The organism is Streptomyces sp. Ag109_G2-15, assembly GCF_900215565.1.
Taxonomy (GTDB): Bacteria; Actinomycetota; Actinomycetes; order Streptomycetales; family Streptomycetaceae; genus Streptomyces; species Streptomyces diastatochromogenes.
In genome coordinates this window covers 864835-879279 of record NZ_OCNI01000002.1, presented here as the reverse complement: position 1 = coordinate 879279, position 14445 = coordinate 864835, and the positions used below count along the sequence as shown (strand labels likewise).

17 protein-coding genes are annotated in these 14445 nt (G+C 73.2%); 7 read left to right on the top strand and 10 right to left on the bottom strand.

Annotation, left to right across the window (positions count from 1 at the left end; translation table 11 throughout):
- Positions 1 to 4 precede the first annotated feature (4 nt).
- The 5 genes from CRP49_RS40425 to CRP49_RS40405 form a co-directional block, all read right to left on the bottom strand.
- Positions 5 to 568 (bottom strand): TetR/AcrR family transcriptional regulator, encoded by a 564-nt coding sequence (locus CRP49_RS40425; RefSeq protein WP_097258359.1) that lies wholly within the window; start codon positions 566 to 568, stop codon positions 5 to 7.
- Positions 565 to 927: a DUF1304 domain-containing protein gene (locus CRP49_RS40420; protein WP_097258358.1), complete on the bottom strand. Its 363-nt coding sequence runs from the start codon at positions 925 to 927 to the stop codon at positions 565 to 567. The genes CRP49_RS40425 and CRP49_RS40420 overlap by 4 nt, the downstream gene beginning before the upstream one ends.
- Before the next feature lie 64 nt (positions 928 to 991).
- Complete coding sequence (locus CRP49_RS40415) at positions 992 to 2230, bottom strand: helix-turn-helix domain-containing protein (protein ID WP_257033798.1); 1239 nt, start codon at positions 2228 to 2230, stop codon at positions 992 to 994.
- Between the two features lie 94 nt (positions 2231 to 2324).
- Positions 2325 to 3956 (bottom strand): amidohydrolase, encoded by a 1632-nt coding sequence (locus CRP49_RS40410; RefSeq protein ID WP_097258356.1) that lies wholly within the window; start codon positions 3954 to 3956, stop codon positions 2325 to 2327.
- Between the two features lie 18 nt (positions 3957 to 3974).
- The gene (locus CRP49_RS40405; RefSeq protein WP_097258355.1) at positions 3975 to 5477 is read right to left on the bottom strand and encodes an APC family permease; all 1503 of its coding nucleotides are present in this window, start codon (positions 5475 to 5477) and stop codon (positions 3975 to 3977) included.
- 125 nt (positions 5478 to 5602) lie between these two features.
- On the opposite strand from CRP49_RS40405, the gene CRP49_RS40400 reads away from it, so the two are divergent.
- Together CRP49_RS40400 and CRP49_RS40395 are read left to right on the top strand one after the other, a co-directional pair.
- The gene (locus CRP49_RS40400; protein ID WP_097258354.1) at positions 5603 to 6322 is read left to right on the top strand and encodes a TetR/AcrR family transcriptional regulator; all 720 of its coding nucleotides are present in this window, start codon (positions 5603 to 5605) and stop codon (positions 6320 to 6322) included.
- 65 nt (positions 6323 to 6387) lie between these two features.
- Positions 6388 to 6852 (top strand): pyridoxamine 5'-phosphate oxidase family protein, encoded by a 465-nt coding sequence (locus CRP49_RS40395; protein ID WP_094218934.1) that lies wholly within the window; start codon positions 6388 to 6390, stop codon positions 6850 to 6852.
- Positions 6853 to 7567: 715 nt separating this feature from the next.
- Here the strand turns inward: CRP49_RS40395 and CRP49_RS40390 are convergent.
- On the bottom strand, positions 7568 to 7870 hold the full coding sequence (locus tag CRP49_RS40390; RefSeq protein WP_097258353.1) for a DUF4235 domain-containing protein: 303 nt from the start codon (positions 7868 to 7870) through the stop codon (positions 7568 to 7570).
- A 192-nt stretch (positions 7871 to 8062) separates the two neighbouring features.
- The gene (locus tag CRP49_RS40385) at positions 8063 to 8512 is read right to left on the bottom strand and encodes a nitroreductase family deazaflavin-dependent oxidoreductase (RefSeq protein ID WP_097258352.1); all 450 of its coding nucleotides are present in this window, start codon (positions 8510 to 8512) and stop codon (positions 8063 to 8065) included.
- Between the two features lie 231 nt (positions 8513 to 8743).
- Between CRP49_RS40385 and CRP49_RS40380 the strand changes: the two genes are divergently transcribed.
- Positions 8744 to 9202, top strand: a complete 459-nt coding sequence (locus tag CRP49_RS40380; protein ID WP_097258351.1) for a nuclear transport factor 2 family protein — start codon at positions 8744 to 8746, stop codon at positions 9200 to 9202.
- A gap of 11 nt (positions 9203 to 9213) precedes the next feature.
- Here CRP49_RS40380 and CRP49_RS40375 read toward each other — a convergent pair whose 3' ends face one another.
- A complete protein-coding gene (locus tag CRP49_RS40375) occupies positions 9214 to 9846 on the bottom strand; it encodes a LysE family transporter (protein ID WP_097258350.1) in 633 nt (210 codons plus the stop codon).
- Between the two features lie 294 nt (positions 9847 to 10140).
- On the opposite strand from CRP49_RS40375, the gene CRP49_RS40365 reads away from it, so the two are divergent.
- On the top strand, positions 10141 to 11373 hold the full coding sequence (locus CRP49_RS40365; RefSeq protein WP_097258348.1) for a cytochrome P450: 1233 nt from the start codon (positions 10141 to 10143) through the stop codon (positions 11371 to 11373).
- Positions 11374 to 11385: 12 nt separating this feature from the next.
- On the top strand, positions 11386 to 11586 hold the full coding sequence (locus CRP49_RS40360) for a ferredoxin (protein WP_097258347.1): 201 nt from the start codon (positions 11386 to 11388) through the stop codon (positions 11584 to 11586).
- Between the two features lie 246 nt (positions 11587 to 11832).
- Here the strand turns inward: CRP49_RS40360 and CRP49_RS40355 are convergent, their stop codons facing one another.
- Entirely contained in the window at positions 11833 to 12387 is a 555-nt protein-coding gene (locus tag CRP49_RS40355) for a TetR/AcrR family transcriptional regulator (RefSeq protein WP_097258346.1), read from the bottom strand.
- 103 nt (positions 12388 to 12490) lie between these two features.
- Between CRP49_RS40355 and CRP49_RS40350 the strand changes: the two genes are divergently transcribed.
- Both CRP49_RS40350 and CRP49_RS40345 read left to right on the top strand, forming a co-directional pair.
- Complete coding sequence (locus CRP49_RS40350) at positions 12491 to 12949, top strand: nuclear transport factor 2 family protein (RefSeq protein WP_097258345.1); 459 nt, start codon at positions 12491 to 12493, stop codon at positions 12947 to 12949.
- A gap of 9 nt (positions 12950 to 12958) precedes the next feature.
- Positions 12959 to 13492: a flavoprotein gene (locus CRP49_RS40345; RefSeq protein ID WP_097258344.1), complete on the top strand. Its 534-nt coding sequence runs from the start codon at positions 12959 to 12961 to the stop codon at positions 13490 to 13492.
- Between the two features lie 22 nt (positions 13493 to 13514).
- Here the strand turns inward: CRP49_RS40345 and CRP49_RS40340 are convergent, their stop codons facing one another.
- Positions 13515 to 14366, bottom strand: coding sequence for an endo alpha-1,4 polygalactosaminidase (locus CRP49_RS40340; RefSeq protein WP_097258343.1), 852 nt, complete (start codon positions 14364 to 14366; stop codon positions 13515 to 13517).
- Positions 14367 to 14445: the final 79 nt, after the last annotated feature.

Below are 14445 nucleotides of genomic sequence, written 5' to 3'. Positions count from 1 at the left end.
CCGCTCACCGGCTGCGGTGCAGCGCGACCAGCAACTGCCACACCTGGTCCGCGACTTCCTCGGGTCCGGCCTCCAGCAGCCCGTGCAGCCAGTCCGCGAGGACCCCCGCGAAGGTCGCCGCCACCGCCGAGGCGACCAGCGGGGCGTCCGCCGCGCCGGCCAGCTCGCGCTCGGCGAGGCTGCGGGCCCGCAGATCCCGGTGCAGCACCCGGCCGAGCGGCCCGCCGCCGCCCGGCGCGAGCAGCGAGCGGTACAGCGCCGCGTGCGGGGCGAGACCGGCGAAGAACTCCCGTAGCGCGGGCGGCGAGTTGACCGGGTCGGGCCGCCCCCGCCAGGCGTGCAGCGCGTCCACCGCCTGCCGTACGACGTCCGCGCACGCGTCGACCGCCAGCGCCTCCAGCCCGTCGTAGTGGACGTAGAACGTGGCCCGGCCCACCCCGGCCCGGCGCACCAGCGCGGCCACGCCGACCTCCTCCAGTGGGCGCTCGGCGCACTCCGCGAGCAGGGCCGCGCGCAGCCGGGCGCGGGTGCGCGCGGCCCGCGGGTCCTCCTGGGGCGCCCGGGTCATCGTGCGGCGAGCACGGCCGCCAGGGCCAGCGCGCCGGGCAGTGCCTGGGCGAACAGGATGCGGCGGTTGGCCGTGGCGGCGCCGAACACGCCCGCCACCACGACACACGACAGGAAGAACACCTGCACCCGGAACCCGATCGGATCGGCCGCGATCAGCCCCCACACCAGGCCCGCCGCCAGAAAGCCGTTGTACAGGCCCTGGTTGGCGGCCAGCGGCGCGGTCGCCCGGGCCATCTCCGGATCGAACCCGTGCAGTCCCCGCCCCGGCTTCTTCTGCCACAGGAACATCTCGAGCACCAGGATGTACGCGTGCAGCGCGGCCACCAGGCCGACCAGCACGTTCGCCACGATCTCCATGACCGACGAACCCCTCCCTCTACTTGGACAGGTGTCCAGGATAGCCGGACACCTGTCCAGGAAGTCACCCGGGGGTCGTGGCCCCGGCCGCGGCACCCCCGCGCAGCTCCCGGGCCCGTAACGCCAGCTGGATCTCGAAGCGGGCCGCAGGGTCGTGCAGCAGCTCGCCGAACAACTCGTCCAGCTGCCGCATCCGGTAGCGGACCGTCTGCGGGTGCACCGCCAGGCGTGCGGCCACCTCGGCGACTCCGCGACCGGACTGCAGCCAGCCCAGCAGGGTCTCCGCCAGCCGCTCCCGCTGCGGCGGGCGCACCTGTTCCAGCGGGCGCAGCCACCGCTCGGCCATCGCGTCCAGCAACGCGTCGTCGCGCAGGAGCAGCAGGGTGGACAGGTGGTCCTGGCAGCGCACCACACCGCCGGCCGCGTCCGTGCCGGACAGCACACCGCGCCGTACGAGGTCCAGTGCCTCGGTGGCCCAGCGCAGCGACCGCGCACCCTCGTGCAGCGCCACCGTGGGCCCCATCGCGGCGCGCAGCCCCTGCAGCGCGCCCGCCACCGCCCGCGCCCGGCCCGGCCCCTCCGGATCGGGCACCACCAGCAGCGCGGGCTGCACGTCGAACCGGGTGAGGAACTCCGGCGGCACGATCGGCCCCGCCCCGGGCCCGGGATCCACGGCCACCACCGCCACCGCCCGCGGCACCGTCCAGCGCGCGGCATGCGCGAGATCGGCGATCGCCCCGGCGGAGGCCGGGGGATCGGCGGTCAGCAGGTCCACCAACCGGGCCCGCCGCTGCTGGAGTTCACCGGCCGCGTGCAGCCGGGCCTCGGTGTAGGCGGCGGTCGCCGCGGCGGCCATCTCGTCCAGGTGCAGGAACAGCGCCTCGCCGAAGGCGCCCAGCACATGGCGGGGCAGCAGCCCGCCGTCCACCAGCGCGTTGACCCGGCGCCAGGTCACCCGGGCGCCGAGCCGCAGCGCCGACTGGAACGAGTCGAGGCTGCGGCCCTCCTCTGCCTCCCCGCGGCCGATGCGCTCGTACGTCTCCCGCACCGGCTCCCAGTCGGTGTCCGGCTGCGCCATCCGCTCCAGCAGCCCGCGCAGTGCGTGGTCCACGCCGCGGTTCACGGCCTGTATGTACGTGTCGTCCATGGGGCGCGCGTACTCCGGGATCCCGGTCCCGATCGCGCGGACGACCTCCTCGGTGATCTCGGGGACATACGGTCTCAGGCGGTCCGGCAGACCCGGGGGCAACGCCTTGAACGGGCCGCCCGTGTCCACGCCCAGCGCTGCGGCTCTCTTCGGCACCCTGGTGACGATACCCGCGAGTAACTCCCGCGGGCTCATCACTCACGGACAGTTGTCCGTGCGGTACTTGTGCACCGGTGACAAACGAACCGCCTCACGCCCCGGCGGCCGCGTACACCCGCTCGCCGCCCACATAGGTGAGCGCCACGCTCGTCTCCGCGATCGCCTCCGGCGGCCCGGCGAACGGATCGCGGTCCAGCACCACCAGGTCGGCCAGCGCCCCGACGGCCACCCGGCCGGTGTCGTCCAGGTGGTTCACGTACGCCGAACCGGCCGTGTACGCCGTGAGCGCGTCCGTCAGGCTCAGCCGCTCGTCTGGCAGGAACACCGGCCCGGTGCCGCCCGGTTCCACGCGGTTGACCGCGACATGGATGCCCTGGAGCGGATCGGGGCTGCTCACCGGCCAGTCGCTGCCCGCCGCCAGCCGCGCCCCGGAGCGCAGCAGCGCCCCGAACGGGTACTGCCAGGCGGCCCGTTCGGGCCCGAGGAACGGGATCGTCAGCTCGTCCATCTGTGGCTCGTGCGCGGCCCACAGCGGCTGGATGTTGGCGGTGGCGCCGAGCCGGGCGAAGCGCGGCACGTCGTCCGGGTGCACCACCTGCAGGTGCGCCAGGTGCGGCCGGGTGTCGCTCGGCCCGTTGGCCGCGCGCGCCGCCTCGACGGCGTCCAACGCGTCCCGTACGGCCCGGTCGCCCAGCGCGTGGAAGTGGCACTGGAAGCCGAGCGCGTCCAACTCGGTTATGTACTTGGGGAGTTGGGCAGGATCGACGAAGCTCTTGCCGCGGTTGGCGGTGGCACAGCCGCACTTGTCGAGGTAGGGGTCGAGCAGCGCGGCCGTGTGGTTCTCGGCGACCCCGTCCAGCATCAGCTTCACGGTGCCCGCGCGGAACCGGCCGTGGCTGAACGCGGCCCGCTTCGCGACGAGTTCGGGGATCTGCTCGGCACCGCGCTCCCGGTCCCACCACAGGGCGCCGGTCACCCGCGCCGTGAGCGAGCCGTCCCGGGCCGCCGTCCGATACGCCTCGGCCGGGTCGTCCATGCCGAGGAAGTCCCCGACCAGCGCGTCCTGCCACGCGGTGATGCCGAGGGCGTGCAGATGCCGCTGGGCGTGCAGCAGTGCGGCCAGTCGGTCCGCCGCGGTGGCGGGCGGGGTCAGCCGGCCGACCAGCTGCATCGCACCCTCCTGCAGCGTGCCGCTCGGCTCGCCGGAGGCGTCCCGCTCGATGCGTCCGTCGGCCGGGTCGGGCGTGTCCCGGTCGATGCCGGCCAGCTCCAGCGCGCGGCTGTTCACCCAGGCGCCGTGGTGGTCCCGGTTGGGCAGGTACACCGGCCGGTCCGGGACGACCGCGTCCAGCAGCTCCTTCGTCGGCGTTCCGCCCTCGAACGCCTCCATCGACCAGCCGCCGCCGAGGATCCACCCCCGCTCGGGGTGGGCCTCGGCGTACGCGCGTACGGCGGCCACGGTGTCCTCGGCGGTCGTCCTCCCGGTCAGGTCGCACTGGGACAGTTCCAGCCCGGCCGGCACCGGATGGACGTGCGCGTCCTGGAAGCCCGGCAGCAGCAGCCGCCCGGCCAGGTCGACCACCTCCGTGCGCGGCCCGGCCAGTTCGCGCACCTCGCCGTGCCCGACGGCGGTGATGCGGCCCCCGGTGACGGCCACGGCGGTCGCGGTACGTCCCTCGGGAGTGAGGACGGAGCCGCCGGTGAAGAGCAGATCAGCGTGCATGATGCCTTTCCTGGTAGGTCAGTTGGCGGTGGTCAGAAGCTGCTGGGAGTCGGCGTCGGTGCCCACGCCGGTGCGGAAGTACGGGGATCGGCGCACCCACCTCGCCCACGCGGCCACGACGAACCCGGACGCGATCATCACCAGCGGCATGAGCAGCAGGAACCAGCCGTTGTCCGCGCTGACCTCGAAGTGGTCGGCGGAGCTGTAGAAGGACCAGCCGAGGTAGCCGCCGAGACCCAGCAGGGCGAGGGCGCTCAGCGTGGGCAGCACCACAGCTCGTACCCCCTGCCGCCAGTCCTCGCGCAGCAGGGACCGGAAGCGCACGGCGGCGGCGAGCGCGGTGAGCGCGTAGGACAGGGCGACGACGATCCCGACGGCGTTCACCGTCGCATTGATCATGTCGGAGAGGCGCGGGATCACCAGCGCGAGCACCGCCACCGTCGTGGCCAGGGCCCCGATCAGCAGGGTTCCGACCGCCGGCGTCCCGTACCGGGGGCTGACCTTGGACCACACCGGTCCGAGGGTACGGTCCCGGCTCATCGCGAACATGCCGCGGGCCGTCGGGATGACCCCGGCCTGCAGCGAGGCCACCGCCGAGAACATCAGCGCCACCAGGGGCAGTGCGGCCAGCGGCTGAGAGGCCAGCCGGTCACCGAAGTACGCCAGCCCCTGCGCCCCGTGTCCGGCCAGCTCGCCCTCGGACAGCACCCGTTGGAAGGCGATCGAGCCGAGCAGGAAGAGTCCGAGCATCGTCACCAGGGTGATCGTCCCGGCCTTGGAGGCGTCCCGAGGGTCGCGCACCTCCTCGTTGACGGTGAACGCGGCATCGAAGCCCCAGTAGCAGAACACCGACAGCAGCAGCCCCTGCGCCAGCCCGGTCGCCGAGGGGATCTCGAACGGGTTGAACCAGGACAGCCGGAAGGGGTGTGGGCCGGCCACGATGCCGTATCCGCAGAAGCCCAGCAGCACGGCGTACTCGAAGACCAGCAGCCAGGTCTGCAGCCGGGCCGCGGTGCGCACGCCCGTCACGGCGGTGAGGGTCACCGCGACGAGGACCAGGATGCCGACCGCCGTGGTCTGCGCGGTCGAGTCCGGATCCAGGGCGAGCGAGCCGATCCGGTGCAGGCCCGCGTCCCCGGCCAGTTGCAGCATCGCGGAACCGGTGACCGCCGTGGTGTACGCGAGGAACGCCACGCTCGCCACGAAGTTGACCCAGCCCACCATGAAACCGAGCCAGGGGTTGAGCGAACGGCCCACCCACACGTAGCCGTTGCCCGCGTTGGGCTCCACCCGGTTCAGCCGGGAGTAGGCGCCGGCGATGCCGAGGATCGGCAGGAACGCCAGCAGCATGATGGCCGGCAGATGCAGGCCGACCACGCCGGCCGTCACACCGAGGCCGATGCCGATGCTGGTGGTCGCGGCCGTGCTGGACGCGGCGACGGCGACGCCGTCCAGCACGCTCAGGGACTTGCGCAGCTCGGGCTGCGCGGGTGGATCCACACCGAAGGGGGTCTCGCTCATCGCCGGCTCTCCGCTCGCACCGGGGGGCCTGGTCGGCCCCGGTGACCGCAGATGAAACCGCCCGTACGCTTCACAGGTCAACGGTGTTGTCATAAGGTGCCGGGCACACACCAGGGAGGGCTCTCATGACCGACCGCGTCGTCCCGGCCGCCGACCGGCAGCGCAGGCGCCCCACCAAACAGGGCGTCGTGCTCTCCGCGGAGCTGATCGTCGAGACCGCGCTCCGGCTGATCGAGGAGCACGGCGCCGACGCCCTCTCCGTCCGCCGCCTCGGCCGCGCCCTGGGCGCCGATCCCAGTTCCCTGTACCGGTACTTCCGGCACACCGACGACCTGATGCTCGCCATCGCCGACGAGCTGATCGGCCGTACCCTGCGGGTCTGGCGGCCCACCGGCGACTGGCGCGCCGACCTGCGCGACCTCGGCCTGCGCATGCACGCGGGCGCCCTCGCCCACCCCCGGGCCGCGATGCTCAGCGCCCACCGCGTCACCGGCCGGGTGCACGAGATCCAGGCCGTCGAGAGCATGATCGGCGTGCTGCGCCGGGCCGGCTTCCCGGATCCGGAGGCGGTACGGATCTACCACGCCTTCGTCGACCAGGCCCTCGCCTTCGGTGCCCTGGACTCCGCCGTCACCGCCCTGCCCCGGGCCGCCCAGCAGGCCGAGGCCGAGGTGTGGCGGGACACCTACGCCCGGCTGCCCGCCGACACCCACCCGAACATCGCGGCCACCGCCCGCCACCTCGTGGCCTCCATGCGGACCAGCTCCTACCCGGCCGCACTGGACCTGCTGCTGACGGCGGCCCAGACACGCCTTGATCACATCCGTGCGCAGACGGAAGGGTGACGGTCACACTGGACGCCGTCCGCACGTCATACGAGTACCAGCCCGTCCCGAGGAGGCCGTACGACATGACCCCGCCGCCCGCCCGCACCGCCGAACAGCGCAAGAAGGACACCCTCCACCGGCTGGAGCACGACGAGGACGCCTGGGTCGCCAGCGCGGGCGAGGACGGTGGCGCGCCCTACCTCGTCCCGCTGTCGTTCGTCTGGGACGGCGCCACCCTGCTGATCGCCACCCCGGCCGCCAGCCCCACCGGCCGCAACCTCCTGGCCACCGGCAAGGCCCGCATCGGGATCGGACCGACCCGCGACGTCGTGATGATCGAGGGCGTCGTCCGGGCCGTGACCCCCGAGGACCTCCCCGAGGAGGACGCCGAGATCTTCGCCGGCAAGACCGGCTTCGACCCACGCCGACTCACCACCCGCTACCTGTACTTCAACGTCCTCCCACAACGCATCCAGGCCTGGCGCGAGGAGAACGAGCTGCAGGGCCGGGAACTGATGCGCGACGGAGTCTGGCTGACCACCGACTGACACGGGGGCCCGGCCGGGAGACTCGACACCCGGGCCCGGCCCGGGGGCCCGACATGCGGGCCCGGCCCGGGGCCCGTCACTCAGACCCGCCCGGAGGCCCGGCCCGCAGGCCCGACTCAGAGGCCCGATCTGGAGGCCGGGTCTGGAGGCTCCGCCCGGAGGCCCGGCCCGCACCCCGACTCAGTGGCCGGTCTGGATGCTCGGCCTGGGGCCCGGCCCGCAGGCCTGGTGCAGAGGCCTCAGCCTGGGGCCCGATCTGGAGGCCTGGTCCGGAGGCTCGGCCCGCAGCCCGACTCGGTGGCCCGGTCTGGATGCCTGGCCTGGGGCCCGGCCCGCAGGCCTGGCGCAGGGGCCCGGTCTGGAGGCCTGGCCCGGAGGCCCGACTCGGTGGCCCGACTCGGTGGCCCGCCTGGGGGCCCGGCCCGCAGGCCCGACTCGGTGGCCCGGTCTGGATGCCTGGCCTGGGGCCCGGCCCGCAGGCCTGGCGCAGGGGCCCGGTCTGGAGGCCCGACTCGGTGGCCCGACTCGGTGGCCCGCCTGGGGGCCCGGCCCGCAGCCCGACTCAGTGGCCCGGTCTGGATGCCCGGCCTGGAGGCTCGGCCCGCAGGCCTGGCGCAGTGGCCCCAAAGCCTGGGGGCCGGGTCTGGAGGCTCGGCCCGGAGGCCCGGCCCGCAGGCCCGACCCGATGGGCTGGCCCTGAGGTCCGGTCCGCGGATCAGCCCCGGTCGCCCTTCTCGGGGACCGGCCACGCGCCCGTCGACCGGGCGATGGCCTTCGCGCCGGTGCGGTCGACGGCGCTGCGTACCACGGCGAAGATGGCGCCCTGGACCGCCGCGGCGAGCAGGATCTCGCCCCAGCCGCGGTCCGGGTCCAGCGCGTCGGGCGGGGCCTCCTCGTGCCGGAGCGCCAGCCACGTCCTGCGGAAGGCCAGCCCCGCAAGGGCCCCGCCCGCCCAGCTGAGCACGAAGCCGAGCGGTGCGTAGACGAGGGGAAGTTTCTTCTTCTTGTACTTCGCCATGGGGGACTCCTTCCTCGCCCCGCGCCCCTCGAGCGGGAGGCCCACACGGCGCCACCCGTTCGCCCGGGCACAGAAGGGCCCCGCCGCGACGGGGGAACGCGGCGGGGCCCTGACGCACGACTGCCCGTCCGGAAGCCGGTTCATGCGTCCGAGACACAGATTTTTCTAAAACGAGCCGCTTCCCGGCCTGAATCAGCTCTCGTCGGGCAGCTCCAGGACGAACACCGGGATCTCGCGCGAGGTCTTCTTCTGGTAGTCGGCGTACGGCGGATACGCGGCCACGGCCCGCTCCCACCACTCGGCCTTCTCCGCGCCGGTGATCTCACGGGCCCGCATGTCCCGCTTGACCGCACCGTCCTGCAGCTCCACATGGGGATCGGACTTCACGTTGAAGTACCAGACGGGATGCTTGGGCGCACCGCCGAGCGAGGCGACCGCGGCGTACCGCCCCCCGTGCTCCACGCGCATCAGCGGCGTCTTGCGGATCTTCCCGCTCTTGCCGCCGCGAGTGGTCAGGATGATCACCGGCATCCCGGTGTCCATCAGCGTCGTCCCCTTCGTCCCGCCCGAGCTCTCGTACAGCTCGACCTGCTCGCGCACCCACTGCGTCGGGCTGGGTTCGTACTCGCCCTCAAGTGGCATGGCATCCGTCTCCTTGGTCGGTCCAACGACTGACGTGCGACCGGTTACAACACCCCCGGTCGCCCGAATCATCCGTACCGCACGGCACTTCGCCCAGGCGGGTGATTACCCCGCGGGTCATCGCGCCACCCCCGACGCCTCGGGCACAGTGATCCCCGCGGGGGTGATCACCGCACCCGCCGCAGCCGGCCGAGAGACGAGAAGAGAGACGAGAAAGGGGGCAGCGCGCTCATGTTTCCCGCCCGCACCACCCCGACCCGCTCCGTCGTGGAGGAACTGCTCCGCAGGATCGGCCAGGGCGACGCCGAACGGATCGGCGAGCTGTACGCGGAGCACGGGGACTGGAAACTGAGCTGGCCCGAGGACGAGCACGGCCGCGCCGACACCCCGTGGATCCGGCACCGCTCCACCCGCGCCGACGCCGTCGCCCACTACCGCGAGCTGGCCGCCCACCACATCCCGGAGAAGGCGGACACCCGGATCGAGCGCATCCTGGTCGACGGCGACGACGCGGTCGTGCTCGGTGCCATCCGGCAGACGGCCGAACCGACCGGCCGCTCCTACACCGCCCGGTTCGCCCTGCACCTCACCGTCCGGGACGGCCTGGTCGTACGCCACCACGTCTACGAGGACAGCCTCGCCGTAGCCCGCGCCTTTGCCCCGGGCCCCGAGAGCACGTGCGTGCTCTGACCCGCCGCCGGTCACCCGGGTGTCAAGGTCATCCGCACCGCCAGCACCAGGACCACCCCGCTGGAGAGCAGCGCAGTCGCCAACCGTCCCCGGTGGCCGGTGAGGACGCGGCCGAGCAGGGCGCCGCCGCCGGCCAGCAGCAGCTGCCAGCTGGCGGAGGCGGCGAAGGCCGCCAGGACGAACGCGGCCCGCTCCAGGGGTCGTACGGCGTCCGTGGTGCTGGTGCCGAGCACCAGGGCGACGAAGTAGATCACCGTGACGGGGTTGAGGAGGGTGATCCCGAGAAGGCCGAGATACGCGCGTCCGGCGCCGGGAACCGGCCGCTCGGGGCGGGTGGCCATGCGGTGGGCGCGGTACTGGCGCAGGGCGAGGACCGCGCCCCGGACCGCGAGGGCGACGAGGACCAGGGCCGAGGCCCAGCGCAGCGGGGTCAGCACCGGTCGCAGCGCTGCCGCCAGGGTGGATCCGCCCGCCGCGGCGAGCAGCGCGTACAGGCCGTCGGCCGTGGCGACGCCGAGGGCGGCGCAGGCGCCGGTGCGCAGCGAGGTGCGGGCGGTCAGCGAGACCAGGTAGGTCCCGACCGCGCCGACGGGAATCGCGATGCCGTAGCCGGCCAGCAGGCCGGCCAGGAGCGCGGCCGTCACGGGCGCGCAGGATCGGGCCTCCGATGCCGGCCGGGCTGCTGCTGGCCCCGCACCGGAAGGACGGTGGCGGCGGTCAGAGGCAGAATGGTGTCCATAGGCAACATAGTCAGATCCTCGGGCCGCCGGTTCCCCGGCGGCAAGCGAATTTCGGCGCGTTCCCGCCCCCGGTGCCCCCACTCTTCGGCCAGATCGCACCGATCACCGATCTGGCCGAACTTGTCGTCGTCGCATAGATGCCCCGGGCATCTAATGAAGATCGGCACGACGCACTTCCTTCGTCTGCGAGGTCTTTCCATGACGGAACTGACGGACATCACCGGCCCGGCGACCCCGGCCGAACAACCCGTCGCCTTCCCCCAGGACCGCACCTGCCCCTACCAGCCGCCCACCGGATACCAGCCGCTGCGCGACGGGCGAGCCCTGTCCCGCGCCACCCTCTTCGACGGCCGCGAGGTCTGGCTGGTCACCGGCCATGCCACCGCCCGCGCGCTGCTCGCCGACGGCCGCCTGTCCACCGACCGCAGCCGCCCCGACTTCCCCATGCCCACCGCCCGCTTCGCCGCCGTCCGCGACCGCCGGGTCGCGCTGCTCGGCGTGGACGACCCCGTGCACCAGAGGCAGCGGCGGATGATGATCCCGTCGTTCACCCTCAAACGCGCCACCGCGCTGCGGCCCACCATCCAGCGGATCGTGGACGGGCTTCTGGACGCGATGATCGAGCAGGGTCCGCCCGCCGAACTGGTCTCCGCCTTCGCCCTGCCCGTGCCGTCCATGGTGATCTGCGATCTGCTCGGGGTGCCGTACGCCGATCACGAGTTCTTCGAGGAGCAGTCCCGCAGGCTGCTGCGCGGTCCGTCGGCCGCCGACACCCAGCAGGCGCGCGAGCGGCTGGAGGCCTACCTCGGCGACCTGATCGACCGCAAGGCGCGGCAGGCCGAGCCCGGTGACGGGGTCCTGGACGACCTCGTCCACGAGCAGCTGCGCGAGGGCGCGCTGGACCGGGCCGAACTGCTCTCGCTGGCCGTCATCCTGCTGGTCGCCGGTCACGAGACGACCGCCAACATGATCTCCCTCGGCACCTACACGCTGCTCCAGCACCCCGATCGGCTGGCCGAGTTGCACGCCGACCCGGCGCTGCTGCCCGCCGCCGTCGAGGAGCTGATGCGGATGCTGTCCATCGCGGAGGGCATGCTGCGGGTGGCCCTGGAGGACATCGAGGTCGCAGGCACCACGATCCGCGCCGGCGAGGGCGTGCTCTTCGCGACCTCGGTCATCAACCGCGACGCGTCCCTGTACGACGACCCCGACGCCCTGGACTTCCACCGCCCCGCCCGCCACCACGTGGCCTTCGGCTTCGGTATCCACCAGTGCCTGGGCCAGAACCTGGCCCGTGCGGAGCTGGAGATCGCCCTCGGCACCCTGCTCCGGCGGCTGCCCGGCCTCCGGCTGGCCGCACCCGCCGAGGAGATCCCCTTCAAACCCGGCGACACGATCCAGGGGATGCTGGAACTCCCCGTGAACTGGTAAGAGGCTGGACCCATGCACATCGAGATCGACAAGGACGTCTGCATCGGCGCGGGCCAGTGCGCGCTGACCGCGCCGGGCGTGTTCACCCAGGACGACGACGGCTACAGCACGCTGATCCCCGGCCACGAGGACGGAGCGAGCGACCCGATGGCCCGCGAGGCGGCCCGCGCCTGCCCGGTGAGCGCGATCAAGGTGACAGAGCCGGCGGGCTGACCCGGCCCGGCGCCCGTCCGGCGGATCATGTCGGAATCGCGAGGCGCCCCCTCGTGCGGCGGGGTGCCCCCATCGGCCCCGCCCACAGGTGCGGATGAAGCGCCGCCGACTGGAGCCGGCCCGATCCGCCCGACGGGTCTGATCTGCCGCGATTCGCCGCCACAGCAGGGCGGCGAGCGACCCGGCATGGGCCAGGCCGCCGGACCGGCCTGATCTGATGGACGGGCCTGATCCGCTGGAATGGCCCTAGCCGGCGGCGGCCACCAGCACCCGCGCCGCCTCGCGGGCCTCGGCCGCCGGCTGGGTGCTCCCGGTGACGCCCGCCGTGACCATGGCGCCCTCGGCCAGCAGGAACAGGGGGCCGGTGAGTGCGGCGGGCAGTTCCGCGTCGGCGACGAGCGAGGCGAGGTAGTCCCGGAACGCCTCCTTGTGCGCGCGCACCTGTCGCGCCACGCGGGCCGAGGTCGCGCCCAGCTCGCCGTACGCGTTGATCCACGCGCAGCCGCGGAAGCCGTCCTCGCCGAACCACCCCTCCAGCCAGTCGAAGACGGCCGGGATCCGCTCCCGCGGGTCCGGCCGGCCCGCCACGTGCTCGGCGAGCCGCCGGCGCCAGCGCTCGTCCCGCCGGGCCAGATACGCCTCGACGAGCTGCTCCTTGGTGGGGAAGAGCTGGTAGAGGCGCTTGAGCGACACGCCCGAGGCGCCGCGCAGCTCGTCCATGCCCACGGACTGTATGCCGCGGGCGTAGAACAGCTCCTCCGCGGCGTCCAGCGCCTGGTCCCGGGCGACCGAGCTGTCCATCTGCGACCCCACTCCTTGACGAGAGAACGAACGTTCTCCTACGGTAGCAGCCCAGCTGGAGAACGCTCGTTCTCCGGTGTCGTCCGAGCCGAGGAGCCCCACCATGACCGACCGCCCGCCGCTGCCGCCCTTCACCCGCGAGACCGCCGCGCAGAAGGTCCAGGCCGCCGAGGACGCCTGGAACACCCGCGACCCGCACAAGGTCGCGCTCGCCTACTCGGAGGACTCCGTCTGGCGCAACCGCGGCACGTTCGTCACCGGCCGCGAGCAGATCGTCGCGTTCCTCACCGCCAAGTGGCAGCGCGAGCGGGACTACGCGCTGCGCAAGGACCTGTGGGCCTTCGACGGCAACCGCATCGCCGTCCGCTTCCAGTACGAGTGCCGGGACGCCGAGGGACAGTGGTGGCGCTCCTACGGCAACGAACTCTGGGAGTTCGACGAGCACGGTCTGATGACCCGGCGGGAGGCGAGCATCAACGACGTACGCATCGAGGAGGAGCAGCGGCGCATCCACGGACCGCGGCCCGAGGCCGAGCGGGGGCAGACCTTCCCGCTTCAGTAGGGTGCCCGGATGACCCCACAGGACCGGAAGCCCTTCCTCTACGTCGTCGTCTGCGCGGCCGGGATCGCCACCGGCGTCAGCAAGCTGATCACCGCCGCCCAGGAACGGGACTGGGAGGTCGGGGTCATCGCCACACCGGTCGCCATGGGCGGCTTCTTCGACACCGCCGCCGTCGAGGCACAGACGGGCCGGCCGATACGGTCCGCCTGGCGCTCCCCGGCCGACCCGCGCCCGTTCCCGCCGCCGGACGCCGTGGTGGTGGCCCCCGCCACCTTCAACACCGTCAACAAGTGGGCGGCCGGACTGGCCGACACCCTCGCCGTCGGCACCCTGTGCGAGGCCGCCGGGCTGGGCGTGCCGATCGCCGTCCTGCCCTGTGTGGCGGACGCGCTGGCCGCCCACCCCGCCTACCAGGACAGCCTGATCCGGCTGCGCGGGATGGGCGTCCGCTTCGGCGAGCCGTACGACGGCATGCCCGAGGAGGGCGGCGGGCGGCCCGAGTTCCCCTGGGAGAGCGCGCTGGACCTGCTGGGGCGGCGCTGACGGCGGCCTGGGCCGCTCGGGGTCACCGCACCTTTCGGACGTATTCCGGCTTGCCCGGAGTGGAGACGTCCACGTCCCGGCGGACGATGCTCAGCCGGTCGCCCCAGCGCGCGAGGGCCTTGCGCAGGCCGCTGTCGGTGTACTCGATGTCCACCACGCGGTCGTCGAACGCCTTGGCGTACACCTCGCACTCGTCGTACTGCCCGCACTCCTCCGTGACCGCGAAGTCCAGCCCCGCCCGCCGTCGCTGTCCGGCCAGTTCGGCGGTGTTCTTCTGTCCGACGGCCAGGTGCCGGGCGTGCGCGTGCCGGGAGAGCAGGCGCATGAACGCGGTCGCGTCGGCGGCCGTGAGCAGGTGGTGGGAGCGGGTGTAGCTGTCGTAGTTGTCGGGCTCGACGGCGTCGTAGCCCTTCTTCGCGCAGCCGTCGATCCACCGGTTGACCCGCTCCGCCACGCGCTCCCGCTTGGCCGGGGTGCGCAGGTCGAGCAGCGGCTCGTCCCAGTCCTCGTCGATGACGGCCTTGCCGCGGGCGTCGCGCAGCAGCAGGTCGGCGGGCCAGGAGGAGCGTTCCTCCGGCTGGGCCTGGAAGGCGTTGACGTAGCAGATGTTGTACAGGCCCGGCGCCGGGGAGTCGGACCGGTCGCGGCTGACGATCCGGACACCGGCGGGCGGGGGATAGGCGCCGCCGATCTGGTAGTCGAAACCGGCGTGGCGCGGCGGCAGGTGTACAGCGGCCGGCTTCGCGGACGGCTTCTCGGGCGCGCCGCCCGAGCCGCAACCGGTCAGTGCCGACACCGCGAAAACCAGGGCGAGCAGCGCGGTGCTGACGGTCTTCCCGGGGCCTGAGACACGGGAGACACCCTGGGTGGGCATGTCCGCTGTATTGATCACGTGTCAGGATCCAATCGTCCGCGCGACGTCGTAGTCAAGTCGGCGCCGGAGCACGTCGTAC